The sequence below is a fragment of the Vineibacter terrae genome (assembly GCF_008039615.1).
GTDB classification, from domain to species: domain Bacteria; phylum Pseudomonadota; class Alphaproteobacteria; order Reyranellales; family Reyranellaceae; genus Vineibacter; species Vineibacter terrae.
This window is the reverse complement of sequence record NZ_VDUZ01000025.1, coordinates 56,941-78,556: the sequence shown is the minus strand read 5'-3', so window position 1 is coordinate 78,556 and position 21,616 is coordinate 56,941. Positions and strand designations below refer to the sequence as shown.

At 68.4% G+C, this 21,616-nt stretch carries 24 protein-coding genes; 8 read left to right on the top strand and 16 right to left on the bottom strand.

Features of this window, described 5'->3' with window-relative positions; all coding sequences use genetic code 11:
• Positions 1–10: 10 nt before the first annotated feature.
• From FHP25_RS21325 to FHP25_RS21315, 3 genes are all read left to right on the top strand, one after another.
• The gene (locus tag FHP25_RS21325) at positions 11–1,075 is read left to right on the top strand and encodes an ABC transporter substrate-binding protein (protein WP_147848985.1); all 1,065 of its coding nucleotides are present in this window, start codon (positions 11–13) and stop codon (positions 1,073–1,075) included.
• Between the two features lie 51 nt (positions 1,076–1,126).
• The gene (locus tag FHP25_RS21320; protein ID WP_147848984.1) at positions 1,127–2,203 is read left to right on the top strand and encodes an ABC transporter substrate-binding protein; all 1,077 of its coding nucleotides are present in this window, start codon (positions 1,127–1,129) and stop codon (positions 2,201–2,203) included.
• A gap of 95 nt (positions 2,204–2,298) precedes the next feature.
• A complete protein-coding gene (locus FHP25_RS21315; protein ID WP_147848983.1) occupies positions 2,299–3,150 on the top strand; it encodes an IclR family transcriptional regulator in 852 nt (283 codons plus the stop codon).
• A gap of 144 nt (positions 3,151–3,294) precedes the next feature.
• Here FHP25_RS21315 and FHP25_RS21310 read toward each other — a convergent pair whose 3' ends face one another.
• The 12 genes from FHP25_RS21310 to FHP25_RS21255 form a co-directional block, all read right to left on the bottom strand.
• Entirely contained in the window at positions 3,295–3,801 is a 507-nt protein-coding gene (locus FHP25_RS21310; RefSeq protein ID WP_147848982.1) for a type III secretion system chaperone family protein, read from the bottom strand.
• A gap of 326 nt (positions 3,802–4,127) precedes the next feature.
• A complete protein-coding gene (locus FHP25_RS21305; RefSeq protein WP_147848981.1) occupies positions 4,128–4,397 on the bottom strand; it encodes an accessory factor UbiK family protein in 270 nt (89 codons plus the stop codon).
• A 61-nt stretch (positions 4,398–4,458) separates the two neighbouring features.
• The gene (locus tag FHP25_RS21300) at positions 4,459–5,979 is read right to left on the bottom strand and encodes a tripartite tricarboxylate transporter permease (RefSeq protein WP_147848980.1); all 1,521 of its coding nucleotides are present in this window, start codon (positions 5,977–5,979) and stop codon (positions 4,459–4,461) included.
• Between the two features lie 21 nt (positions 5,980–6,000).
• Positions 6,001–6,447, bottom strand: a complete 447-nt coding sequence (locus FHP25_RS21295) for a tripartite tricarboxylate transporter TctB family protein (RefSeq protein WP_147848979.1) — start codon at positions 6,445–6,447, stop codon at positions 6,001–6,003.
• Positions 6,444–7,430 carry a Bug family tripartite tricarboxylate transporter substrate binding protein gene (locus tag FHP25_RS21290; RefSeq protein ID WP_147848978.1) on the bottom strand — a complete coding sequence of 329 codons (987 nt, stop codon included), beginning with the start codon at positions 7,428–7,430 and terminating at the stop codon, positions 6,444–6,446. The genes FHP25_RS21295 and FHP25_RS21290 overlap by 4 nt, the downstream gene beginning before the upstream one ends.
• A 79-nt stretch (positions 7,431–7,509) precedes the next feature.
• Positions 7,510–8,763, bottom strand: coding sequence for an amidohydrolase family protein (locus FHP25_RS21285; protein ID WP_178133676.1), 1,254 nt, complete (start codon positions 8,761–8,763; stop codon positions 7,510–7,512).
• 1 nt (position 8,764) lies between these two features.
• Complete coding sequence (locus FHP25_RS21280; protein WP_218578488.1) at positions 8,765–9,607, bottom strand: polysaccharide deacetylase family protein; 843 nt, start codon at positions 9,605–9,607, stop codon at positions 8,765–8,767.
• A gap of 87 nt (positions 9,608–9,694) precedes the next feature.
• Positions 9,695–10,465: a GntR family transcriptional regulator gene (locus FHP25_RS21275; protein ID WP_147848976.1), complete on the bottom strand. Its 771-nt coding sequence runs from the start codon at positions 10,463–10,465 to the stop codon at positions 9,695–9,697.
• An 80-nt stretch (positions 10,466–10,545) separates the two neighbouring features.
• The gene (locus FHP25_RS21270; protein ID WP_147848975.1) at positions 10,546–11,685 is read right to left on the bottom strand and encodes an ABC transporter permease; all 1,140 of its coding nucleotides are present in this window, start codon (positions 11,683–11,685) and stop codon (positions 10,546–10,548) included.
• A 322-nt stretch (positions 11,686–12,007) separates the two neighbouring features.
• Positions 12,008–12,919, bottom strand: a complete 912-nt coding sequence (locus FHP25_RS21265; RefSeq protein WP_147848974.1) for an ABC transporter ATP-binding protein — start codon at positions 12,917–12,919, stop codon at positions 12,008–12,010.
• The gene (locus FHP25_RS21260) at positions 12,916–13,878 is read right to left on the bottom strand and encodes an HlyD family secretion protein (RefSeq protein WP_147848973.1); all 963 of its coding nucleotides are present in this window, start codon (positions 13,876–13,878) and stop codon (positions 12,916–12,918) included. Before FHP25_RS21260 ends, FHP25_RS21265 begins: the two co-directional genes overlap by 4 nt.
• Positions 13,875–14,606, bottom strand: coding sequence for a CerR family C-terminal domain-containing protein (locus tag FHP25_RS21255; RefSeq protein ID WP_218578487.1), 732 nt, complete (start codon positions 14,604–14,606; stop codon positions 13,875–13,877). The genes FHP25_RS21260 and FHP25_RS21255 overlap by 4 nt, the downstream gene beginning before the upstream one ends.
• Before the next feature lie 202 nt (positions 14,607–14,808).
• On the opposite strand from FHP25_RS21255, the gene lgt reads away from it, so the two are divergent.
• The 4 genes from lgt to FHP25_RS21235 all read left to right on the top strand — a co-directional run bounded on the left by lgt (position 14,809) and on the right by FHP25_RS21235 (position 18,736).
• Positions 14,809–15,630, top strand: a complete 822-nt coding sequence (lgt, locus tag FHP25_RS21250) for a prolipoprotein diacylglyceryl transferase (protein ID WP_147848972.1) — start codon at positions 14,809–14,811, stop codon at positions 15,628–15,630.
• On the top strand, positions 15,627–16,784 hold the full coding sequence (locus tag FHP25_RS21245; protein WP_147848971.1) for a class I SAM-dependent methyltransferase: 1,158 nt from the start codon (positions 15,627–15,629) through the stop codon (positions 16,782–16,784). The genes lgt and FHP25_RS21245 overlap by 4 nt, the downstream gene beginning before the upstream one ends.
• Positions 16,781–17,554: a peptidoglycan editing factor PgeF gene (pgeF, locus tag FHP25_RS21240; protein WP_147848970.1), complete on the top strand. Its 774-nt coding sequence runs from the start codon at positions 16,781–16,783 to the stop codon at positions 17,552–17,554. Before FHP25_RS21245 ends, pgeF begins: the two co-directional genes overlap by 4 nt.
• A gap of 135 nt (positions 17,555–17,689) precedes the next feature.
• The gene (locus FHP25_RS21235; protein ID WP_147848969.1) at positions 17,690–18,736 is read left to right on the top strand and encodes a hypothetical protein; all 1,047 of its coding nucleotides are present in this window, start codon (positions 17,690–17,692) and stop codon (positions 18,734–18,736) included.
• Positions 18,737–18,818: 82 nt separating this feature from the next.
• On the opposite strand, the gene FHP25_RS21230 is transcribed toward FHP25_RS21235, so the two are convergent.
• Positions 18,819–19,010: a hypothetical protein gene (locus FHP25_RS21230; RefSeq protein WP_147848968.1), complete on the bottom strand. Its 192-nt coding sequence runs from the start codon at positions 19,008–19,010 to the stop codon at positions 18,819–18,821.
• 181 nt (positions 19,011–19,191) lie between these two features.
• Here FHP25_RS21230 and FHP25_RS21225 point away from each other — a divergent pair, with 181 nt between their 5' ends.
• Positions 19,192–19,953, top strand: a complete 762-nt coding sequence (locus FHP25_RS21225) for an FkbM family methyltransferase (protein ID WP_147848967.1) — start codon at positions 19,192–19,194, stop codon at positions 19,951–19,953.
• 10 nt (positions 19,954–19,963) lie between these two features.
• Here FHP25_RS21225 and FHP25_RS21220 read toward each other — a convergent pair whose 3' ends face one another.
• The 3 genes from FHP25_RS21220 to FHP25_RS21210 all read right to left on the bottom strand — a co-directional run bounded on the left by FHP25_RS21220 (position 19,964) and on the right by FHP25_RS21210 (position 21,509).
• Positions 19,964–20,350, bottom strand: coding sequence for a TfoX/Sxy family protein (locus FHP25_RS21220; protein ID WP_147848966.1), 387 nt, complete (start codon positions 20,348–20,350; stop codon positions 19,964–19,966).
• Between the two features lie 24 nt (positions 20,351–20,374).
• Entirely contained in the window at positions 20,375–20,947 is a 573-nt protein-coding gene (locus tag FHP25_RS21215) for a DUF899 family protein (protein ID WP_147848965.1), read from the bottom strand.
• Between the two features lie 145 nt (positions 20,948–21,092).
• Positions 21,093–21,509, bottom strand: coding sequence for an ArsR/SmtB family transcription factor (locus FHP25_RS21210; protein ID WP_178133675.1), 417 nt, complete (start codon positions 21,507–21,509; stop codon positions 21,093–21,095).
• Positions 21,510–21,616: the final 107 nt, after the last annotated feature.

Sequence of the window (21,616 nt, the reverse complement as noted above, 5' to 3'; positions counted from 1 at the left end):
GGGAGGAACGATGATCGCACGTATCGCAGGGGTGCTGCTGGCGCTGGCCGCCGGACTGGGCGTCCTGCCGGTCGCGGCGCAGCCGGGACCGTTGCCGCTGCGCCTGGGATACAACGTCTCGGCCCCGATCGGCACGTTCATCGCGGCGGTCGGCACCGATGCCTTTGCGAAGGAAGGCGTCAAGCTCGAGGTGCAGCGGTTCCAGGACACGGCCGGGCTGCGCGATGCGCTGATCGCCCGGCATGTCGACATGGGCGGGGTGGGCATCACCACGATGCAGCAGGCGATCGCCGCCGGCGCAGCGATGAAGGCGATCTCGGCCTTCGAGTACATGTTCACGGACAAGTCGGGACACCCGTGGGAGGCCGTGTTCCTGATCACGCGCAAGGACCGCAACATCAAGTCGCTGCAGGATCTCAGGGGGCGGCGGGTCGCCGTCGACAGCTACGTGTCGTGGTACCTGATGCTGCGCGACCGGCTGCGAGAGGCCAATGTCGACGTCAAGGACATCACGTTCCTCACCATGCCGTACCCGCAGATGGGCGGCGCCATCGTGCTCGACCAGGTCGACGCGGCCATCATCACCTCGACCGAGTACGTGCGCACCGCGCAGCGCCTGGGCGTCGACATCCTGATGACCGGATCGCAGCTCAGCAACCTCAAGGTCGACCTGACCCAGGCCATGTTCGCACGCGCCGAATGGCTGCAGCAGAACGAGGAGGTCACCGTGCGCTTCCTGCGGGCGCTGCTGAAGACGCGGCTCTACATGCAGAACGACGTGGAGAAGAACGACGGCGCCAACATCAAGCGCTTCATCCGCGATCAGCTCAAGTTCGACGACTTCCTGACCGACACCTTCTATCGCTTCCGCGGCGGCTATGCCGGCCGCGAGCTCGACTTCATCAACATGCTGGAAATACCGCGGGCCGTGATCGACACCAACGCCCGCACCCTTGTCGGGTCGGGCCTGCTGCAAGGCCGCACGCCACCCAGCTTCGACCAGACCGTCGACTACCGCTACCTGCTGCGCGCCTATCGCGAGCTGGGCCTGACCTGGGACGACAAGAGGGGCTGACCACCGCAAGCGCACAAGCGGCCACAGCCGATCCCCTGCAAGGAGGCAAGAATGGACAGACGCACACTGCTCACCATGCTCGCGGCGATGCCTTCGCTGGCATTCGCGCCGGCCCGGGCGCAGCCGGCCGAGCCCACGACGATCAAGTTCGGCTACAGCCCGGCATCGCCGATCGCCTCGTTCGTCGCCGCCAACGGCATCAACGCCTTTGCGGCGCAGCAGCTCAAGATCGACGTCGTCAACGCCAGCGAGAGCGCCGTGATGCTGCAGCTGGTGTCGTCGGGGCAGATCCAGATGGCGGGGGTCGGCATTCCATCGTTCCTGCAGCTCATGGCGCTGGGCGGCAAGCTGAAGATCGTCTCGTGCTTCGAGTACACCTTCACCGACAGCACGGGCCACCCGTGGGAGGCAGCCTTCCTCGCCGCACCGAAGGACCGCGGCATCAAGACGCTGGCCGACCTCAAGGGCAAGCGGGTTGCGACTCCGGGCTTCTCGGCCGCCTGGTACCTGGCGCTGCGCCCCCTGCTGACCGCCACCGGCGTCAACCCGAAGGATGTCACCTTCCTCACGATCCCGTTCACCCAGATGCGCGGCGCGATCATGAGCCGGGAGGTCGATGCCGCGATCATCACCTCGACCGAGCTGGTGCGGCTGCGGCAGCAGACGCCGGTCGAGACCCTGATGACCGGCACCCAGATGACCGGCGTCAAGGTCGACATGAGCCAAGTGATCGTCGGCCGCGATGACTGGCTGCAGCAGAACGAGGCGACGGTGGTGCGCTTCGTCAAGGCCCTGCTGAAGACCCGGCAGTACATGCAGGCGGATATCGAGAAGAACAACGGCGCCAACATCAAGCGCTTCATCAGCGAGCAGCTGAAGTTCGACGACTTCCTGACCGAGACGTATTACGGCTTCCGGGCCGGCTATGTCGGCCGCGAGCTGGAATACGTCAACGCGCTGGACGTGCCGCGGTCGACCGTGGAGCGCTACCGCAAGATTCTGGCGGACGGCGGGCTGCTGCCGGGCAAGGGCGATCTCGCCTTCGAAGGCCTGTTCGACCGCCGCTACCTCAAGAAGGCCCACCAGGAGCTCGGCATGAGCTGGGACGAGCGCAAGGTCGAGGCGTAGGCCGGCCCGGCCCCGCCGCCGCCTGGGAACGTTGACGGTGCGCGGTCAGGCCGGCTATCGAGGATCGACTGTCCACTGAACAGGGAGCCTTGCCTGTGCGCAGGCGTCACAAGGCCAAGGCCGCGGGTGGCGGCAGCGCCGCTTCGGGCAAGACCGGCAGGAAGAAGACCGACCCGCGCTTCAACACCGCCTTGGCGCGGGGGCTGGATATCCTGCGCTCGTTCCGTCAGAGCGAGACCTATCTCGGCAATGCCGAGCTCGCCCAGCGGACCGGCGTGCCCAAGGCGACGGTATCGCGCCTGACCTTCACCCTGTCGGAGCTGGGCTACCTCAAATATCTCGAGGACATCGGCAAGTACGAGCTCGCCCCCGGCGTCCTGTCGCTGGGCTTCGCGGTGCTGGCCAACACCGAGATCCACGTGCTGGCCCGCCCCCTGCTGCAGGAGCTTGCGCGCGAGAGCGGCGGCACCGCGGCGTTGGGCTCACGCGACGGGCTGAGCATGGTCTACATGGAATATGCCCGCGGCGAAGCCGCCGTCTATCGCAACGTGTCGATCGGCATGCGCATCCCGATCATCTCGACCAGCATGGGCTGGGCCTGCCTTCACGGCCTGCCGGCGGTCGAGCGCGCCGCCGTGCTCGATCAGATCCGCCAGGCCAATCCGGTCGACTGGCCGCGCATCCAGCGCCGCATCCAGAGGGCGTCCCGCGACGTGCACGAGCAGGGCTTCTGCCTCGGGCTGGGCGAGTACACGCAGGGCATTAATTCCGCCGGCGTGCCGCTGCTGCACCCCAACGGCGCGACGACGCTGGCGCTCAACCTCACCGGGCCGATGTTCGTGCTCACCAAGGAAAAGCTGGAGCAGACCTGGGGCCCGCGCCTGGTCGACATCGCCCGGCGCCTGCGCGGCGAGCTGCCGCACGGCAGCCGCCCGGCGAGCGGCTGAGCCCAAAACGAAACCGCGCCGGGAGGGAGCCGGCGCGGAGTCGAGAGCTGACATTCGTTCTTGTACTTATCTACTACGCGCACCACGCGATACACCACGCGTACTACGCGACCGACGTGAGGGGGCGTCGGACCTTGTGAACCCCTAGGCTTCACCCACGGTGTGCAGGATCGACGCCGTCAGCGCCTCACCTGGGGTCTTGCCGGCCCATACCACGTACTGGAAGGCCGGATAAAAGCGCTCGCACTCGCCGATCGCGATGTCGACGAGATCCTCGAGCTGTTCAATGGAAAGCCCCGTGGTGCCGCGCAGCGGGATGGAATGACGGAACATCGGCAGGTTCTCCTCCGACCACAGGTCGAAGTGCCCCAGCCATAGCTTCTCGTTCACCATCGCCAGCAGCGCATGGACATCACGGTGCCGCTCGGGTGGGACACGCACGTCGAAGGCGCACGTGAAATGCAGCGCATGCACATCATCGCGCCAGGCGAAGAACAGCCGGTAGTCGCACCACTTGCCGGCGACCTCGGCGGCAATCTCGCGTTCGCTGGTCCGGTCGAACGGCCAGTCATTGGCCTGCACGACCTGTTCGATCAGCTCCAGCGGATTGACCGGCCTGGGTCGGGTACGCTCCCGCTGCGATAACGCCATGCAGCCGATCTCCCGGAATCCCGATGGCGACCACCACCCGCCCCATCGGACGGTCCGGCGGTCAAGGTGACCATCAGGACAGTTAGAATTTCCCCGTATCTTGTGGATGACCGTATCGGCCCCACTCGATATAGCGGCAGCCTGCCATGCAGGGAATCCAGGCGCAAGAATCTATGCTGTGGATTCTGTCGATTTGGGATGGGGAAAAATACAGGTCACGAGTCCTGACCGAACACCGGATCTGGCCTGCGCACGGTCATGACGTCCAAGCATGGCCCACCATCATCCCGGATGACAGCGGTGCCTGCGTTGCGGGCGCCGTCCGATCAGGGCTCCGCGTCGCTACCGGCCTGGGCGAGCCTGGCCTCCAGCGCCGCGATGCGGGCCCGCAGCTCGTCGTTCTCCTCGCGCGCCTTGGCGGCCATGGCCTTGACCACCTCGAACTCCTCGCGGCTGGGCAGGTGCATGCCATCCAGCAGCTTCGCCATCTGATCGCGCACGCGCGCCTCGATCTCGCCCCGCAGGCCGCTGAAGGCGCTGGCTGCGCCGGTGGCCACCTTGGCGATGTCGTCCAGGATCGGGTTTCGGGTCTGCATGGCCGGCGCTCCGGGCTCGTGATCTGACGCTATATGGAGCGTCGGCCGCCCCGCGTCCATCCTACAATGCCGCCGCCCCTGCCACCGATGCGGCAGCCCGCCGCCGCAGCTCCTTGTATGCGGCGGCCAGCAGCAGCGTCGCCGCAAGCGCCAGGAAGGATGCCGCGATCGGCCGCTCCAGGAAGACCACGGGGCTGCCCTGGCGCATCAGCAGGGATTGCCGCAACGACTGCTCCAGCAGCTGGCCGAGCGCAAAGGCGAGCACCAGCGGCGCCGGATCGAAGCGGGCCAGCCGCAGGCCCAGGCCGAGCAGCCCGAAGACACCCAGCATGTAGACGTCGGCGACGTTGTTGTTGAGGCTGTAGGCGCCGACGATGCAGAACATCAGGATGAGCGGCGCCAGGATCGCATAGGGCAACCGCAGCATGCTGACGAAGACGGCGATCAGCGGCACGTTGAGCACCAGCAGCAGGACATTGCCGACATACATGCTGGCCACGACTCCCCAGAACAGCTCGGGGTGGTCCGTCACCAGCCGCGGTCCCGGGGTGATCCCGTGCACGAGCAGCGCGCCCATCATGATGGCCAGCACGACGTTCGCCGGCAGGCCCAGGGTCAGCAGCGGCAGGAAGGTCGCCTGCACGCCGGCGTTGTTCGCCGACTCGGGCCCCGCCACGCCCTCGATGGCCCCCTTGCCGAACTCCTCCGGCCGGCGCGAGAGCCGCTTCTCCAGGACGTAGGATGCGAATGACGCGATGATGCCGCCACCGCCGGGGATCAGGCCGAGGATGAAGCCGATCACCGTCCCGCGCCCGATCGGGCCGGCGCTGCGACGCCAATCGGCGCGGCTGGGCAGCAGCGCGCGCAGGCGCGTGGGCTGGCGCAGGAATTCAGCCTGCTCCGGCGGTCGTGTCGCGATCATCAGCAGCTCAGCGACGCCGAACAGCCCCATCGCCAGCACCGCGAGGTTGATGCCGTCGGCCAGGCTGGTGCTGCCGAATGTGAACCGCTCCGAGCCCAGGATCGGGTCGAGGCCGATGGTGCTGAGCAGCAAGCCCAGCGCCACCATGGTCAGGCCGCGCACCATGTCGGCCTCGCTCATGAAGCAGATCAGCACCAGGCCGAGCACGACCAGCGCTGCGTACTCGGGCGGACCGAAGCGCAGCGCCATGCCGGCGACCGCCGGCCCGACCACGGAGATCGCCACCACCGCGATGGTGCCGGCGATGAACGATCCGAAGGCCGCGATGCCCAGCGCCGGACCCGCCCGGCCGCGGCGCGCCATCTCGTGGCCATCGATGCAGGTCACCACCGACGATGCCTCGCCGGGGATGTTGAGCAGGATCGAGGTGATCGAGCCGCCATAGGCGGTGCCGTAGTAGATGCCCGCCAGCATGATGACGGCCGAGGTCGGCGGCATCCCGAAGGTGATCGGCAGCAGCAGCGACAGCGTCGCCGCCGGCCCGAGGCCCGGCAGCACGCCGACGGCCGTGCCCAGGAACACGCCGATCAGACAGTACAGGAGGTTGTGCGCCGACAGCGCGACGGAGAAGCCCAGCTCCAGATTGGACAGGAAGTCCACGGCGGCCTCGCGGTGCCGATTTCAGCCGAAGGGTCCGGCCGGCAGCGGCACGCCCAGGAGCCACTGCAGGACGATGTAGCTCGTGGCCAGGGCGCCGGCGAGCACCGCCGCCGCCCTGACCGGGGTCACCCGTTCGCCCACCAGCATGAGAAGGCCGAACGCCAGGATGGAGCTGATCAGGAAGCCCAGCACGCCGAAGGTGGCGACATACAACGTCAGCGCGCCGGCATAGGCAGCGAAGCGGCGCGATCGCAGGATCGGCGCATCGGCGCCGCCCGCGACGGACCAGATGCGATCCTTCAGGTGGCGCAGCAGGTGCAGCACCGACAGGCCTGCCAGCATGCCGGCGAAGAGCAGCGGAAAGAGGCCGGCGCCCGGCTCGCCCAGGCTCCACACGCCGAGCCGCGTGGCGGCAATGGCGGCGTAGACGCCGACCCCGAGCAGCAGCGCTGTGACCAGCAGCGTCACTTCGGGGCCGTCATGCCGAGATCGTTCATCATCGCGGCCATGCGCTCGTCATCGGCCGCGACCTGGGCGCGGAAGGCGGCGCTGCCGGCCGTTTTGTCGCCCAGCAGCAGCTGCTTCAGCAGATCCTTGTAGGACGGGTCCTCGGTGGCTTCGAGGATCGCGGCCGAGAGCTTGTCCACGATCGCCTGCGGCATGCCGGCCGGGCCGGCCAGCCCCAGCCACAGCGCCGCGTCGATGGTGTAGCCGAGCTCCTTGAAGGTCGGCACGTCCGGCAGCGCCGGATGCCGGGCGCTGCCCACGGACGCAAGCGCGCGGCATTCGCCGGTGGCGGCGTGCTTGGCCAGGGCTGCATCGAGCGCGCCCTGCACATGGCCGCCGAGCAATGCCGCGATGCCGCCGGCGCCGCCGGAGAACGGCACATGCGCCAGCTTCACCTTCTCGGCCTTGGCCAGCGCCTCCATGAAGATATGCTGACCGCTGCCCGTGCCGACCGTGCTGTAGGTGACGGCGCCGGGATTGGCTCGGGCGTGGGCCATCAGGTCGGCGACCGATTTCCACGGCCGGGTCGGCAGCACGCATAGCGGCATCGCATACTCCGCGATCTGCGCCACCGGCGTGAAATCCTTGCGGGCATTGTAGGGCACGGTCCGCAGGCGGGGCGCGATGACGGTCGGGCTGGCGGAGAACGTGCCCAGCGTGTAGCCATCGGGCGCCGCGCGCGCCACCGCCGACAGCCCGACCACGCCCGCGCCGCCCGTGCGGTTCTCGACCACGACCGGCTGCTTGAACTTCTTCTCCAGGTACGCCGCGATCCGCCGCGGCGGCAGATCCGTCGGGCCGCCGGCGCCGAAATTGACGATGATGGTGATCGGCTTCGACGGGAACGTGTCAGCCGACTCGGCGCGCGCCGCCGCCATGGACAAGGTGGCGCCGACTGCAAGAAGCATCGACGCCACCAGGGGGCGCCTCAGTGTCCTGGCCATGATTCTTGCTCCCTCTTTCTTGCGTCACGCAAATATCCTCGTCGCCAATACGAAGCAATGCGTGTGCCAGATTTGTGTATCAGGCTGCCGACGGCAAAAGATCCCGCAACAGGCGATTGTTCGACTTGATGACCTCGCCCTTGCGCACGACCATGTCGGGCACGAAGCGCAGCGTCGTCGGCAAGGCCTCGCCCTCGGCGTCGGCGTAGGTCCACGCTTCCGTCAACGGCCGCAGGACCGTGACGTCGGCGCGGGAGCCGGCGCGCAGCGTGCCGATCTCGGCTTCCATGCCCAGGATCCGGGCCGGCGTGACCGTCGCGGCGGCGACGATGTGCTCCAGCTCGAGCCCCAGCGCGTGCAGCTTCGAGAAAGTGCCGCAGAAGCTGTAGTCGAGGGTGGCATCATTGCGATGGGAGAAGAAATCGCCGTGAACATCGCTGCCGATGGTGTCGGGGTAGACGCCGGCCGCCATCATCGCGCGGGCGACACGGAAGCTGAAGTTCACGCCATGGCCGATATCGGTGAGGACGCCGCTGGACAGCGCCGCGAGGAACCGGGCCGATGGCTCGGCGCGTCGCCCCAGGATGCCATCGGGCTTGGCGCTATAGACATGCGCCAGGATATCGCCCGGCCGCACCAGCGCGAGCACGTCGTCCAGCACGGAGTCGGGATCCGGCCGGTTGCGCTCGTCCACCGGCCAGAGCTCGCCGGTATGCACGTACAGCGGCAGGCCCGTCAGATCGCCGGCCTCGCGCGCCATGCGCAGCATGCGGTCGCCCCAGCGCGACCAGCTGCCGGACTCGCCGTGCGCCTTGATGCCCCTGATCAAGGTCGGGAAGCGCTCGACGAAATCGGCCAGCACCCGGACGTCGACGAAATCAGGTGTCTGGATGGCCGGGCCGCCCTTGCAGCCGCGCAGCGTGCCGGACAGGTTCGTCGAGATGAAGCACAGCACCTCCGTGCGGGCGCGGTCGATGATGAAGGCCTTGAAGGGGTCGAACGTCCAGCCGCCGGCGCTGCCCTGGTCGACCAGGGTCGTGCATCCGGCGTTGATCCCGACCGCGTCGGGATCAAGCCCGAAATCGGTCCCGTGGTCGAACACATGCGCATGCATGTCGATGAAGCCGGCCGTCACGATGCGGCCCGACACGTCCACGACGCGACGCGCCCGGGCCGCGGCGATATCGGGTGCGACCGCGGCGATGCGGTCGCCGACGATCGCCACGTCATAGGCGCCGCGCCGGTCGCTGCCGGGATCGACCACCTCGCCGCCTTTCAGCAGCACATCGAAGCGTTGCGGACTGGTCGCGATCTCGCGGACGGAGTTGGGCATCTCAGGCCTCCGCCTTCCGCGCGTGGTGATGCGCCAGGCAGGCCGCGGCGACCTCGCTGCCGGTGGCGAACCAGACATTGGGGAAGCCGCGCACATACTCGATGAACTCGCGCAGCAGCGCCAGCCGCGACGGCCGGCCGATCGCCTGCGGATGGTTGATGAGATCGAACAGGCCGCCCCAGCGATAGATCTCGCGGAACTCCGCCTTCCATATCGACAGGATGTGCTCGTTCGTCTGGATCGGACGCTGGTTGCGCAGCGAGTAGACCGTGAACGGCACGTCGTCGAGCGACCAGCTCCACGGCAGCTCGACCGGGCCGTCGCTGCCATCGGGCATGCGGTGCACGTAGGGAAAGACGTCATCCATGTAGGAGCTGTCGTACTGCAGCCCATATTTCATCAGCAGCGGCAGCAGACGGTCGGTGGTCTCGCCGGCCGGACAGCGGTAGCCCTTGGGCCGGATGCCCGCGACGCGGTCGAGCGCCTCGAGGCCGCGCACGAACTCCGCTTCCTCTTCCTCGGGCTTGTCGAGGTCGGGCCAGACATGGTCGTAGCCGTGATGCCCAACCTCGTGCCCGGCCTCAACGATCGCGAGCAGCTTGTCGGGATGACGGTCGGCGGTCCAGCCGGGCACGAAGAACGTCGCCGGCAATTCCTGCTCGCGCAGCAGCTCGAGGATCCGCGGCACGCCGACCTTGGCGCCGTAGGTGCCCTGGGACAGCAGCGCCGGACGTCGCGCATTCAGCGGATCGCGCGACAGCCACATCGTCTCGGCATCGAAATCGAAGGTCAGCATCACGGCGCACTGGGCGCCGTTCGGCCACAGGCAGGGCGCATCGGCCATCGCATCAAGGTCCGCTTGTCGGGTTGAACCGACCGGAAGCTAGCGCTGCATCGCCCTATTTGTAAAGTCGACCATACAAATAAGATTTTAAGCCGGCGATCGCGGCCGCGCCGGCGGCCGACGGGCCGGGCCGCGACGGTTCTGGGGCAGCTTGATGGTGTAGAAGTAGCGGTCCGCCCGATAGTGGACCTTGAAATAGGCCACCGGTGTTCTGCTCGAATCGAGAAAGCGGCGGCGCACGCTCAGCACCGGCGCGCCTTCAGGCACTTCCAGCAGGCGCGCCATCAGCCCGCTGGCCGTGATCGCCTCGATCTCCTGGTATTCCTCGGCGATGTCGGGGTCCAGCCGCGCGCGCAGCACCGGGATCAGCAGGGTCTCGCGCAGGTCGCGGCGCTCCAGGAACGCCGCCACGGAAGCCGGCACGAAGGCCTCCAGGAGATTGAGCGGCACGCCGTCGCGCAGGCGCAGGCGGCGCAGCTCCAGTACCTTGCCGCCGGGCGGCAGGTCGAGCCGCGCCGCGAGCTCGGGATCGGCGGCGGCGCGCCGCTCGCCGACCGGCCGTGTCGTCGTGACGACGCCGACCATGGCGAAATCCTCGACCGGTCCGGTGAGCCGGGCGTCCGTCGCCGGCCGCACCGCACGCGCCAGCACCGTGCCGGCCCTGGGCCGCCGCGTGATGATGCCGTCGGCTTCGAGCGTGGCGATGGCCTGGCGGATCGTCTCCCGGCTGACCGCGAACCGCTCGGCAAGCTGGGCCTCGGTCGGCAGCCTGGTCCCGACATCGAGGCCGCGCAGCTCGCGCGTGATGATGTCCCGGATCTGAAGATATTTCGGAAACGGATCGAAGTTGTGCGACATGCCCGCGGCCTGGTTGCACCGGCGCACCTTATGCAGGACAGGCGGTTGCTCCTGTCAATGACGAACCGCGCGCCGCACGGTCAGGCGGCGTCGAGCGTCGTGCGGTAGCGCTTCAGGGCGACGAAGGCGATCAGCAGCAGGAACACGCCCAGCGGCCAGACATCATGCGCGATCTCGTTCCAGCCGGTGCCCTTGAGCATGATGCCGCGCACGACGCGCAGGAAATAGGTGAGCGGAATGATCTCGCCCAGCATCTGGGCCCAGCCGGGCATGCCCCGGAACGGGAACATGAAACCCGACAGCATCAGCGAAGGCAGGAAGAAGAACACCGACATCTGCAGGGCCTGCATCTGGGTGCGGGCCACGGTCGAGAAGGTGTAGCCCAGCATGGTGAGGGCGGCGATGAACAGCAGGATCACGGCCAGCAGCAGCGCCAGCGAGCCGATCATGGGCACGTCGAACACCAGCCAGGCCATGGACAGCACGATCACGACCTGAACGAAGCCGACGCCGATATAGGGCGCGATCTTGCCGAGCATGACCTCGATCGGCTTCACCGGCATGGCCAGCAGGTTCTCCATCGTGCCGCGTTCCAGCTCGCGGGTCAGCGCCACCGCCGTCATCATCACCAGGGTCAGGGTGAGGATCACGCCCAGCAGTCCGGGCACGATGTTGTACTGGGTGATGCCTTCGGGATTGTAGCGGCGATGCACCACCGTCTCGAACGACGGCAGGCCGGCGTTCAGCGCCGCCAGCGGGCCGATCAGATCACGTGCCAGCGCGCTCTCGCCGATCTGGACGGCGGCGGCCACGGCGTTGGAGGCGGCCGCCGGATCGGTGGCGTCGGCCTCGATGAGAAGCTGCGGCCGCTGGCCACGCAGCAGGGTGCGGCCAAAGCCGTCGGGGATGGTGACGGCGAACGACACGGCGCCGGTGGCGATCAGCCGCTCGACCTCGGCACGGCTGCCCACCACATGCGTGATGCGGAAGTAGCCGGAGTTCTGCAGCGCCGTGGTCAAGGTGCGGGCGAAGCGGCTCTGGTCGGCCACGGCCAGCGCCGTCGGCAGGTCCTTGGGATCGGTGTTGATGGCGAAGCCGAACAGGAAGAGCTGCATCAGCGGCACGCCCAGCATCATGGCGAAGGTCAGCCGATCCCGCTTCATCTGGATCAGCTCCTTCACCAGCACCGCCCCGATACGGGCAAGCGAGATGCGGGTCATGGCGCGCCCTCCCTTCCCCCGGGGGGCAGGGCGATCGCATATGGCCCTCCTGTCATCCCGAGCGCAGCGAGGGATCTCCTGCGGCAAGGCGCACGGTGCGCTATTCGCAGGAGATCCCTCGCTGCGCTCGGGATGACAGAAAGGGCGCCAGCGCGGCGTCGCGCCATATGCGCTTCCCCTGCCCCGGAGGGCGAAGATGGCGCGCAGAGGGATGTGGGATCGAACTCGATCCATCCCGCCGACATCGGCTCTCGTCTGACATCCTCCTTCCGCCCTTCGGGCACCTTCCCCTTCCGGGGGAAGGAAAGGTTTGGTTCACCCGTCACGGCCGGTCCTTTCCGGCCATGAGCTGGATGAAGACGTCCTCCAGGCTGGTCTCGCCGCGGCTCCACGCGGTGGCCGGATCGGTGCGGTATGGCGCGATCGCAGCCTCCAGGCGGCCGAGATCCGAGCCCACGACGTGCAGCGTGGCGCCGAAGGGCGCCACCTGCTCGATGCCGTCGACGCCCTCCAGCCGCGTCTGCAGCGCGTGCAGGTCGCCGCCGCGCGCGACATATGTCACCAGGCCGGAGTTCGCGACCACCTCCTCGACCGTGCCGCGCGCGATCACCTTGCCGCTGGAGATATAGACGATGCGGTGACAGCGCTCGGCCTCGTCCATGTAGTGGGTCGACACCAGCACCGTCACGCCGTCGCCGGCCAGCGTGTGGATCTGGTCCCAGAACTCGCGCCGCGCCTTGGGATCGACGCCGGCCGTCGGCTCGTCGAGCAGCAGCAGCCGCGGCTGGTGCATCACGCAGGCGGCCAGCGCCAGCCGCTGCTTCCAGCCGCCCGAGAGGGCGCCGGCCAGCTGATCGCGGCGATGGGTCAGGCCGAGCGCGTCGAGCGTGCGCGCCACATGCGCCTGCCGCGGCCGCAGCGCATAGAGGCGGGCGACGAAGTCGAGATTCTCGGCGATCGTCAGGTCCTCGTAGAACGAGAAGCGCTGGGTCATGTAGCCCACCGCCTGCTTGATCTTCCACGCCTCGCTGCGCACGTCGTGGCCCAGGCACGTGCCGGTGCCGGCGTCGGGCGTGAGCAGGCCGCACAGCATGCGGATGGTGGTGGTCTTGCCCGAGCCATTGGGCCCCAGGAAGCCGACGATCTCGCCCTCCTCGACCGACAACGAGACGTTGTCCACGACAGTGCGCGTGCCGAAGCGCTTGGTGAGGCCCTCGACGGCGATGACGCTCATGGCGCGCCGACCGGAGCCAGATGCACATCGACGATCTGGCCGGGCGCCAGCCGCGCCGCCTCGCCGTCCAGCGCCGCCTCGATCAGGACCACCAGCTTCTGCCGGCTCTCGACCGAATAGATCACTGGCGGCGTGTACTCCGGCGTGCTGGCGATATAGGTGACCCGCGCCTGCAGCCCGGCTGCGCAGCTGTCGCAGCCGAACGACAGGCGGCCGCCGATCCGCACCCGTGCCAGAAGCGGCTCGGGCACGTAGAATCGGATCTTGCGTGCGCCGTCGGGCAGGAACGAGATCACGGGCGCGGTCGGGCCAGCCGTCTCGCCCATGTGGCGTACGACGTCATCGACGAGGCCATCGGACGGCGCCTTGAGCGTGCGCTCGGCAAGCCGCCATTCGGTCTGGCTCAGGGCCGCGCGGGCGGCCTCGACGGCGCGGCGCGCCGCTTCGATTTCCTGCGGCCGCGCCCCCAGCCGCGACACCACGATCTCGGCCTCGATCTGCTCGACCCGCGCCTTGGCCTGGTTGCGCCGCGAGCGCGCCTGATCGGCCACGGCTTCGGACGCCACCTTGCGGTCGACCAGCTCCATCTGGCGGCGATAGTTGGCCTCGGCCTCGACGGCGTCGGCACGCGCCGCCGCCAGCGTCGCCTCCGTGACCGCGATCTCCTGCGGGCGCTTGCCGACCAGCAGGTTCTCCAGCTTGGCTTCGGCTTCCTTCAGCCGGCCGGCCGCCTCGGCACGCGCGTTGACCACGTCGTCAGTCACCAGCTCGGCGAGGACCTCCCCTGCCCGCACGTGCTGGCCGCGACGCACCGCCACGCGCGCAATGCGGCCACTCTCGACCGGCGCGACGAACACGTAGTCACCCTCGATGTAGCCGGTGACGACGGGCGCCCTGGCGTCGTTGCACCCCGAGAACAGGCTGGCGACGATGGCCCAGCCGCACAGGAAGGACATCATGTCGTGTTCTCCGCCCGGGCCGTGAGCAGCATGGCGCGCGCCGATCGCTGGACGATGGCGGTGATCGCCTGCACCTGCGACGGACCGACCTCCTGCCACGCCATCTGGCGCAGCACGGCCGCGCGTGCGACCCGGAAGACGAGGAGCTGGCCGACGATCGTGATCGTGCGCACTCCGGCCGTCTCGCTTGCGGGATCGTCATGCGTGGCGATGGCGACCAGGTGGCGCAGCAGCGGCAGCATGACGCCCATCACCCGATCGTAGATCACGGCGAAGGCTTCGGTCGGTTCCTGCTGCTCGCGGACGATGAAGCGGGCGAAAGCCTCGGTTTGGGGCTCGGCCATCAGCGCCGTCATGCGCGCGACTGCCGCCTCCACCAGCCTGACGGCGCCATCGGCATCAACGCTGCCATTCGCCAATGCCGCCTCGATCTGGATCCGCAGCGGCGCGACGCGGCTGCCGATGAAATCGGCGATGTGCTCGGCGACGGCGATGTAAAGGCCGTGCTTGCCACCGAAATGGTAGAGGATCGCCGAGATGTTGGCCCTGGCCTGCTGCGCGATGGTGCGCGTCGAGGTGGCCTCGAACCCGCGGCGGCCGAAATGGTCCAGCGCCACTTCGATCAGCCGCTGCCGCGTCGCATCGCCGTCCGCCGCGCCACGAACGCGCGGCTCGTGCTTGCCAGCTCGGGCCGGCGCGCGCCGCGGCGGGATTTTCGCAGTTGTCACGAGCCGACATCCTGTGCCGTTGCCGCAATTTTAGACATTTGCCGTGATTTAGTCAATCATTCGATTGATTTACTCTCGCGAATTTCCATGACGCGGACACTTCGCCGTGTGGGGGCACGGAAGGGCTGGATGGCCCGGCCTAACCCATTGCCCACACACGGTTTGATGACAGCGGGCGGCGGGCTGGGTAAACCCCTGACGCATGAGTCCGCTGGTCATCCCCTATCCCGACATCGATCCGGTCCTGATCGCGATCGGGCCGTTCGCCATCCGCTGGTATGCGCTGGCCTATGTCGCCGGGCTGGTGTTCGCCTGGTGGCTGGCACGGCGCATCGTGGTGCAGCCCCCGGTCGTGATGAAGCCGCAGCAGGTCGACGACTTCCTGTTCTACGCCGCGCTGGGCGTGATCCTGGGCGGCCGGCTGGGCTACGTCCTGTTCTACAAGCCGGCATTCTATCTGGCGAACCCGGAGAAGATCTTCACCGTCTGGGAAGGCGGCATGTCGTTCCATGGCGGGCTGCTGGGCGTGACCGCGGCCGTGCTCTGGTACGCCTGGCGGCACAAGATCGAGCTGTTCGCCTTCGCCGACGTCATTGCCATCGCGACACCCATCGGCCTGATGCTGGGTCGCATCGCCAATTTCATCAACGGCGAGCTCTGGGGCCGGCCCAGCGACGTGGCCTGGGCCATGATCTTTCCGCGCGATCCGCTGCAGGTGCCGCGCCATCCCAGCCAGCTCTACCAGGCCTTCCTGGAGGGCGCGCTGCTGTTCGCGATCGTGGTGGTGCTGTGGCGCGTTTTCGGGCTGCGGCGGCGCCCTGGACTGATATGTGGCGTCATGTGGGGCGGCTACGGCCTTGCCCGCATGACCGGGGAGCTATGGCGCGAGCCGGATGCGCATCTTGGCTACCTGCTGGGTGGCTGGCTGACCATGGGCATGCTGCTGTCGCTGCCCCTGGTCGCGTTCGGCGCCTGGCTGATCGTGCGTGCCTTGCGCCGGCCACCGGCCGCCACGGCCGCATGAGCACGGCGCTGGCCACCCGCCTGCAGCGGCGCATCGCGCTGGCCGGCCCGATCACCGTCGCCGATTTCATGGTCGAAGCGCTGGCGCATCCCGCGTTCGGCTACTACCGGCGGGCGGCCGCTGTCGGGGCGGCGGGCGATTTCGTGACGGCGCCCGAGATCAGCCAGATGTTCGGCGAGCTGATCGGCGCGTGGCTTGCCGAACGCTGGATCGCGATCGGCCGTCCCGACCCGGTGCGGCTTGTCGAGCTCGGCCCCGGCCGCGGCACCTTGCTGGTCGACGCGCTGCGCGCCACGCGCAGCGTGCCCGGCTTCCATGCCGCGCTGCGCCTGCATCTGGTCGAGATCGACGCCACGCTGCGCGACCGGCAGCGCGCAGCCCTGGCGGGGGCGGTGCCGGCCTGCGCATGGCACGAGCGCCTCGAAGATGTGCCCGACGACGTCGCCATGCTGCTGGTCGCCAACGAGTTCTTCGACGCCCTGCCGATCCGGCAGCTCGTGCGCACGCACTCCGGCTGGTGCGAGCGCATGATCGGGCTGGCGCGCGATGCCGGCCAGGCCCAATCGCCGGACGGCTTCGCCTTCGCCGTGGCGCCGGGCCCGTCGCCGCTGTCAGCGCTGCTGGATGCGGCGCACCGCGCCGGAATGCCGGCCGGTGCCGTCGCCGAAGTGTCGCCGGCAGCGCTCTCTGTCATGCATGCGATCACCGACCGCCTTGTGCGTCATCGCGGCGCAGCCCTCGTCATCGACTACGGCTACGAGGCCGGCGGGCACGGCGACACCCTGCAGGCCGTGCATCGCCATGCCAAGGTCGGCGTCTTCGAGCGCATCGGCGAGAGCGACCTGACGGCCCATGTCGACTTCGCCGCCCTTGCGCGGGCGGCGCGCGAGGCCGGCGCGGCGATCGACGGCCCGACCAGCCAGGGGTACTTTCTGCAGGCGCTGGGCATCGCGCATCGAGCACAGGCGCTGCGGGCTCGCGCCACGCCGCGGCAAGCACAGGACATCGACGACGCCATGGCGCGCTTGATCGCGCCGGATCGAATGGGCACCTTGTTCCGCGTCCTTGCCCTGCGCGACCCTGCGATGCCGGCGGCGCCCGGCTTCCCGACACCCGATATGGCCTGCGACCCGAACTTCGGACCCGGACCGTGATCACGCTGCCCAACCTTGCCCGCATCCCGCACGTGCAACATGCCTTCTTCACCCGCGAGGGCGGCGTCAGCACGGGCCTGTTCGCCTCGTTGAACTGCGGCTACGGCTCGGCCGATTCGCCGGCCAATGTCGCCGAGAACCGGGCGCGTGCCGCCGGCCGGTTCGGGCTCGAGCCGGAGCGCCTGCTGACCCTGCATCAGATCCACTCCACGCAGGTTCTGACAGTGGACGGCTCGAACCTGTGGCGATCGCCGGGCGCGCCGCAGGCCGACGGCCTGGTGACCGACAAGCCCGGCATCGCCTTGGGCGTTCTGTCGGCCGACTGCGCGCCGGTTCTGCTGGCGGATCACGAGAACCGGGTGATCGGCGCGGCCCATGCCGGCTGGCGCGGGGCGCTGGCCGGTGTCGTCGATGCCACAGTCGCGGCCATGGAGGGGCTGGGCGCGCGACGCGGATCGATCCACGCCGCCGTCGGCCCTTGCATCGCGCACGCTTCCTACGAGGTCGGGCCGGAATTTCCGGCGCCGTTCACGGCCCAGGATAGGGCCAACGGCGCGTTCTTCACCCCGTCGCGCCGTGCCGGCCACCACATGTTCGACCTGCCGGGCTATCTGCTGCGCCGGCTCGCTCTTCTGGGCGTGGCGTCGGCCGAGGCCAGCGGCCATGACACGCTCCCGAACCAGGAACAGTTCTTCAGCTTCCGCTACAACACGCTCAACGGCATACGCGACTACGGCCGCGGCTTGTCGGCCATTGCCCTGGTCAAATGATCCATGTTCGTATGATTTGAAGCAGCATCGGCCCCATGCCCTATCTGGTGATCTTTGGTTTTCTCTGCCTGCTTGGCTTGGTGGCCACCTGTGCGCTGGTCTGAGCTGATCCGCTGCGCAGCGATCGCGGGCGCAATGGCGGTTGCCCTGATCGGGTGCGGTGAGACACCGCGCCCTTTCGCGCCCGACAACAGGCTCTCGGCACCATCGGCCGCGCCGCCGGGCGTCGGGCCTGAAACCGCCGAAGCGCCGGAATTCGTCATCACGCCGCCCGTCGGCCCCCGGACGGAGGTCGCCGAGAAGATCGCAACGGCGCTGGCTCTGGCCCTGCGCGATCATGGCATCGTCGCCATACCAGCCACGGCGCGCGGCCTCAAGCGAATCAGCGCCACGGTAGCGACACGCGACGCGGACGGCGCAGTGCAGATCGACATCACCTGGACCGTGCAGGACGAACGCGGCACGCGCATCGCCGGCAACGATCAGCGTGTGCTGGGCAGCCCGCAGGACTGGTTCAACGCCGAGGACCGTCTGATCTCGCGCATCGCCACGCAAGCCGCATTCCGCATCGGCCGCCAGCTCGGCCGCGGCGATCTTGCCAATGTCCCCATCGCCGCGCTGCCCGATGCGTTGCCGCCGGGCACACTGCCGCCGCCCCCCAGCAGCGAGCCCGCCGGCCCCGGCGCACCAGCGCCGGCCGCCGACCAGCCGGGCGGCCCTCCACCCGGCGCACCATCGCCCCCGGCAGCTCCTCCCGGGCCGGAAGCGCCGCCTTCTGCCGCGCCGCCTGTGTTGGCGGCTGCCAGCAACGCGCCGCGCGTGCGCGTGCTGACGGTGACCGGTGGTCCAGACACCGCCAACAAGGCGCTCGCGTCAGCCATGCGCCGGGCCATGGGCGAAAGCCAGATGGTGCTGGTCGACCGCACCGAGGCGACCGTGTTCCAGATTCAGGGTAGCGTCGCGCTCGCGGCGCCGGCGGAGGGGCGCCAACGCGTTGTCATCCGCTGGATCATCAAGCGCGGCGATGGCACCCAGATCGGCGACCTCGAGCAGGCCAACACGGTCCAGGCCGGCAGCCTCGAGGGCAATTGGGACAAGCTGGCGCCGATCGTGGCGCTGGCCGCGGCGGACGGAGTCGTCGAGCTGATCAACCGCGACCGCGCCGCCCAGGGCCAGCGCTGAGGCCGTACGAACCAGCCAGGAAGCCGCCGCGCTTCCTGCTGTCATTTGCCGCCACGCGCCAGCTTGGGCCGTTTCGAGCGGCTCAATGCGCCAGCTTGCTCTCCACCTCCTGCAGCCGCTTCTCGAGCGCGGCGCAATGCGTGGCCAGCACGCCCAGGGCGACAGCCAGCTGCTCGAGGCCCGCCCAGGCCGATTCCTGAGCGGCGGCTGCCTGCTGGCCGGTCTTGACCAGGTCAGCCACGTCGATCAGCGTCTTTTCGATGCGTTCGTCCACCGTGTCCTCCCTTGCCTTCCAGCACGAAGCATGCAGCCCGGGATCGCGCGAGTCCAGGCGGTGATCATTCCGTGTTCCGTCACTGCCCCCTGCTGACCATCGGCGGGCTGCCCCCTTACATCTGCTGACGGTCCCTCGCCTGGCGGGCGCAGGGCGGCGTTTCCACTGCACGTGAGGCGGCATGACCATGACGACAGGCATGATGGTGCGCAATCCAGCGAAGGCCGTGATCAAGCGCATGCTGAGCTACTCGACGCTGGTGCTGCATCGGGTGGTCGGCGTGGTGCCGGCATGGCCCTTCGTCCTGCGCAACCTCCGCGCCCAGGGCTTCGAGCCGCGTACCGTGTTCGATATCGGCGTCGCGCAGGGCACGCCCGAGCTCTATGCCGTCTTCCCCGACTCGCAGTACTACCTGATCGACCCGACGCGCGAATCGCTGCCTTACATGGAACGGATCGCCAAGCAGCTCGATGCCCGGATCCTCAATGTCGCGCTCGGCGACGCGGAGGGCGAGCTCGAGATCGGGGTGCGCACCAACGATATCGGCGGCTCGACCTTCTATGAGGAGGTCGGACCGCTCGGCCCGACGCGCCGGTACCCGGTGCCGGTGCAGCGCTTCGACCAGGTGATCGACGGCTTCGAGCGGCCGGCGCTATGCAAGATCGACGTCCAGGGCTCGGAAATGAGCGTGCTGCGCGGCATGGGCGAGCGCATCCATGATGTCGATGCGATCCTGATCGAGGCCAGCGTCATCGCCACCATCCACGACGGGCCGGAGATCGCCGAGGTGGTCAGCTTCCTGCGCCAGCGCGGCTTCGTCATCTACGACGTGCTGGGCGGCGGCCGCCGCCCGCTGGACAGCGCGCTGGCCCAGCTCGATCTGCTGTTCGTGAAGGAAGATTCACCGCTGCGCGCCGACCATCGCTGGAGCGCGACGGCCTGAAGGCCGCCCGCTACCGCTTGCCTTTGCGGGGCGATGCGGCGCGCGGCGCCTTCTTCGTGGCGCTGGACTGCGACAGAACGTAATCCAGCGCCCGCGACAGCCAGCGATCCAGCGCAACACGATCCGACAGCAATGCCTCGGGCAGCACGATGTATTCGCGCTTGCGCCGGCCCGGCATCGGCTCGAACGCCGACGCGCCGTGCGCCGCCTGCAGCTGGCCGCAATCCTCCGGCGACAGCTTCAGGACGACGCTGTCCTCAAATAGGCTCGCGAACAGCTTGCCGTTGGCGAATGCCGCCGGATAGCCGAACATCGGCCGCCGCACGACCCGAGGATCGCGCGGTACCACGCTATCGAACAGCGACACGAGCTGCGGCGGCGCTTTGCGCCAAGCCATGGCATACGCTCCGCGGGCAACAGGTCAGCGGTACTTGAATTGCGGTGCCCAATCGCCCGCCCCGCCGGGCAGCATGTCAAAGAAGTGCCACACCGAGCAGAACGCATCCCCCGGCCCCATGTCGGTGTCGGACACGCGCATGATCCGCCCGTTGTCACGCCTGAAGACGGAGATGCCGGGCTGGTGGCTGCCATTCTCGGCGCGATAGCCCATGTCGGCCGCGAAGCTGGTGTTCTGATGGCTCACCATCGGAAAGCGCCAGCCGCGGCTGTCGGCGAAGCGCTTTTGCGCCGCCGGCGCGTCGGGGCTGCAGACCACGAATGCGGCGCGGCTCGCCAAATGATCGTAGACGCCGTTGAAGCCATCGGCCCACATCGTGCAGTAGCGGCACGAAGCGCCCATGTTATGGATGACGAACAGGTCATCCTTGTCGCCGAACAGGGCCGAGAGCCGCACCTCGCCCTGCGGCGTCGCCAGGCTGTAGTCGGCGACCTCCTGCGGCTCGATCGCGTCCTGCATCTTGCGCATCTCCTCGCGCAAGGCCGCGATACGGTCACGGTGCTCGGCGAGACGCCGGGTGGCATCGACATATTTCATGGCGCTCACTCCCTTCCATCCGTTGCCGACTGATCACGTCGCGTTGTGGCGTGAGATTCCTCACGAATAGCCGACGCATGCTTCGGGCCGTTCCCCGCGGGATGATTCCGCTCTTCACGCCAGCCTCCTCGCGCGTCGCAGCGCATCAGGGGTCCGGCAAGCGCCGTCGCGGCCGCTTCCGCAGCGTCGTGAGCCGCGCCGCGCCGGATCGCCGTTCTTCGATCTCCTCCAGCGCCGCCGCCAATGTGTCGAACTGTGCCTGCCAATACTTGCTGTAGTGGTTGATCCATACCGCCGCAGCCTGGATGGGTCCGACGACGAGGCTGCATCGGCTGATACGGCCGGTCCGCTCCTGCCGGACCAGGCCTGCGCGCACCAGGACCTGGATGTGGCGCGATACCGCCTGCAGCGAGATATCGAACGGCGCCGCAAGCTCCGAGACCAGCAACGCTTCCTCGCCCAGACGATCCAGGATTGCACGGCGCACCGGATCCGACAGCGCGAAGAACACCCGGTCGAGCAGATCCGCAGCGGGGTCCGCGCCGCCGACGACCTGAAGCATGGCCGGAACTCCCTGCATGGCGTATTTTATCAAACGCTCTGTTGATAATCAACATATACGTTGATTATTGAGCGTCACGCGGCCCCGAAATGGTCATCACACATCCG

Excerpts from the sequence above, each read along its gene's own strand:
- FHP25_RS21325 (WP_147848985.1), top strand. The coding sequence starts at position 11 with ATGATCGCACGTATCGCAGGGGTGCTGCTGGCGCTGGCCGCCGGACTG.
- FHP25_RS21320 (WP_147848984.1), top strand. The coding sequence starts at position 1,127 with ATGGACAGACGCACACTGCTCACCATGCTCGCGGCGATGCCTTCGCTG.
- FHP25_RS21310 (WP_147848982.1), bottom strand. The coding sequence starts at position 3,801 with ATGGCGTTATCGCAGCGGGAGCGTACCCGACCCAGGCCGGTCAATCCG.
- FHP25_RS21305 (WP_147848981.1), bottom strand. The coding sequence starts at position 4,397 with ATGCAGACCCGAAACCCGATCCTGGACGACATCGCCAAGGTGGCCACC.
- FHP25_RS21290 (WP_147848978.1), bottom strand. The coding sequence starts at position 7,430 with ATGGCCAGGACACTGAGGCGCCCCCTGGTGGCGTCGATGCTTCTTGCA.
- FHP25_RS21285 (WP_178133676.1), bottom strand. The coding sequence starts at position 8,763 with ATGCCCAACTCCGTCCGCGAGATCGCGACCAGTCCGCAACGCTTCGAT.
- FHP25_RS21280 (WP_218578488.1), bottom strand. The coding sequence starts at position 9,607 with ATGGCCGATGCGCCCTGCCTGTGGCCGAACGGCGCCCAGTGCGCCGTG.
- FHP25_RS21275 (WP_147848976.1), bottom strand. The coding sequence starts at position 10,465 with ATGTCGCACAACTTCGATCCGTTTCCGAAATATCTTCAGATCCGGGAC.
- FHP25_RS21270 (WP_147848975.1), bottom strand. The coding sequence starts at position 11,685 with ATGACCCGCATCTCGCTTGCCCGTATCGGGGCGGTGCTGGTGAAGGAG.
- FHP25_RS21265 (WP_147848974.1), bottom strand. The coding sequence starts at position 12,919 with ATGAGCGTCATCGCCGTCGAGGGCCTCACCAAGCGCTTCGGCACGCGC.
- FHP25_RS21260 (WP_147848973.1), bottom strand. The coding sequence starts at position 13,878 with ATGATGTCCTTCCTGTGCGGCTGGGCCATCGTCGCCAGCCTGTTCTCG.
- lgt (WP_147848972.1), top strand. The coding sequence starts at position 14,809 with ATGAGTCCGCTGGTCATCCCCTATCCCGACATCGATCCGGTCCTGATC.
- FHP25_RS21245 (WP_147848971.1), top strand. The coding sequence starts at position 15,627 with ATGAGCACGGCGCTGGCCACCCGCCTGCAGCGGCGCATCGCGCTGGCC.
- FHP25_RS21235 (WP_147848969.1), top strand. The coding sequence starts at position 17,690 with ATGGCGGTTGCCCTGATCGGGTGCGGTGAGACACCGCGCCCTTTCGCG.
- FHP25_RS21225 (WP_147848967.1), top strand. The coding sequence starts at position 19,192 with ATGACCATGACGACAGGCATGATGGTGCGCAATCCAGCGAAGGCCGTG.
- FHP25_RS21220 (WP_147848966.1), bottom strand. The coding sequence starts at position 20,350 with ATGGCTTGGCGCAAAGCGCCGCCGCAGCTCGTGTCGCTGTTCGATAGC.
- FHP25_RS21215 (WP_147848965.1), bottom strand. The coding sequence starts at position 20,947 with ATGAAATATGTCGATGCCACCCGGCGTCTCGCCGAGCACCGTGACCGT.
- FHP25_RS21210 (WP_178133675.1), bottom strand. The coding sequence starts at position 21,509 with ATGCTTCAGGTCGTCGGCGGCGCGGACCCCGCTGCGGATCTGCTCGAC.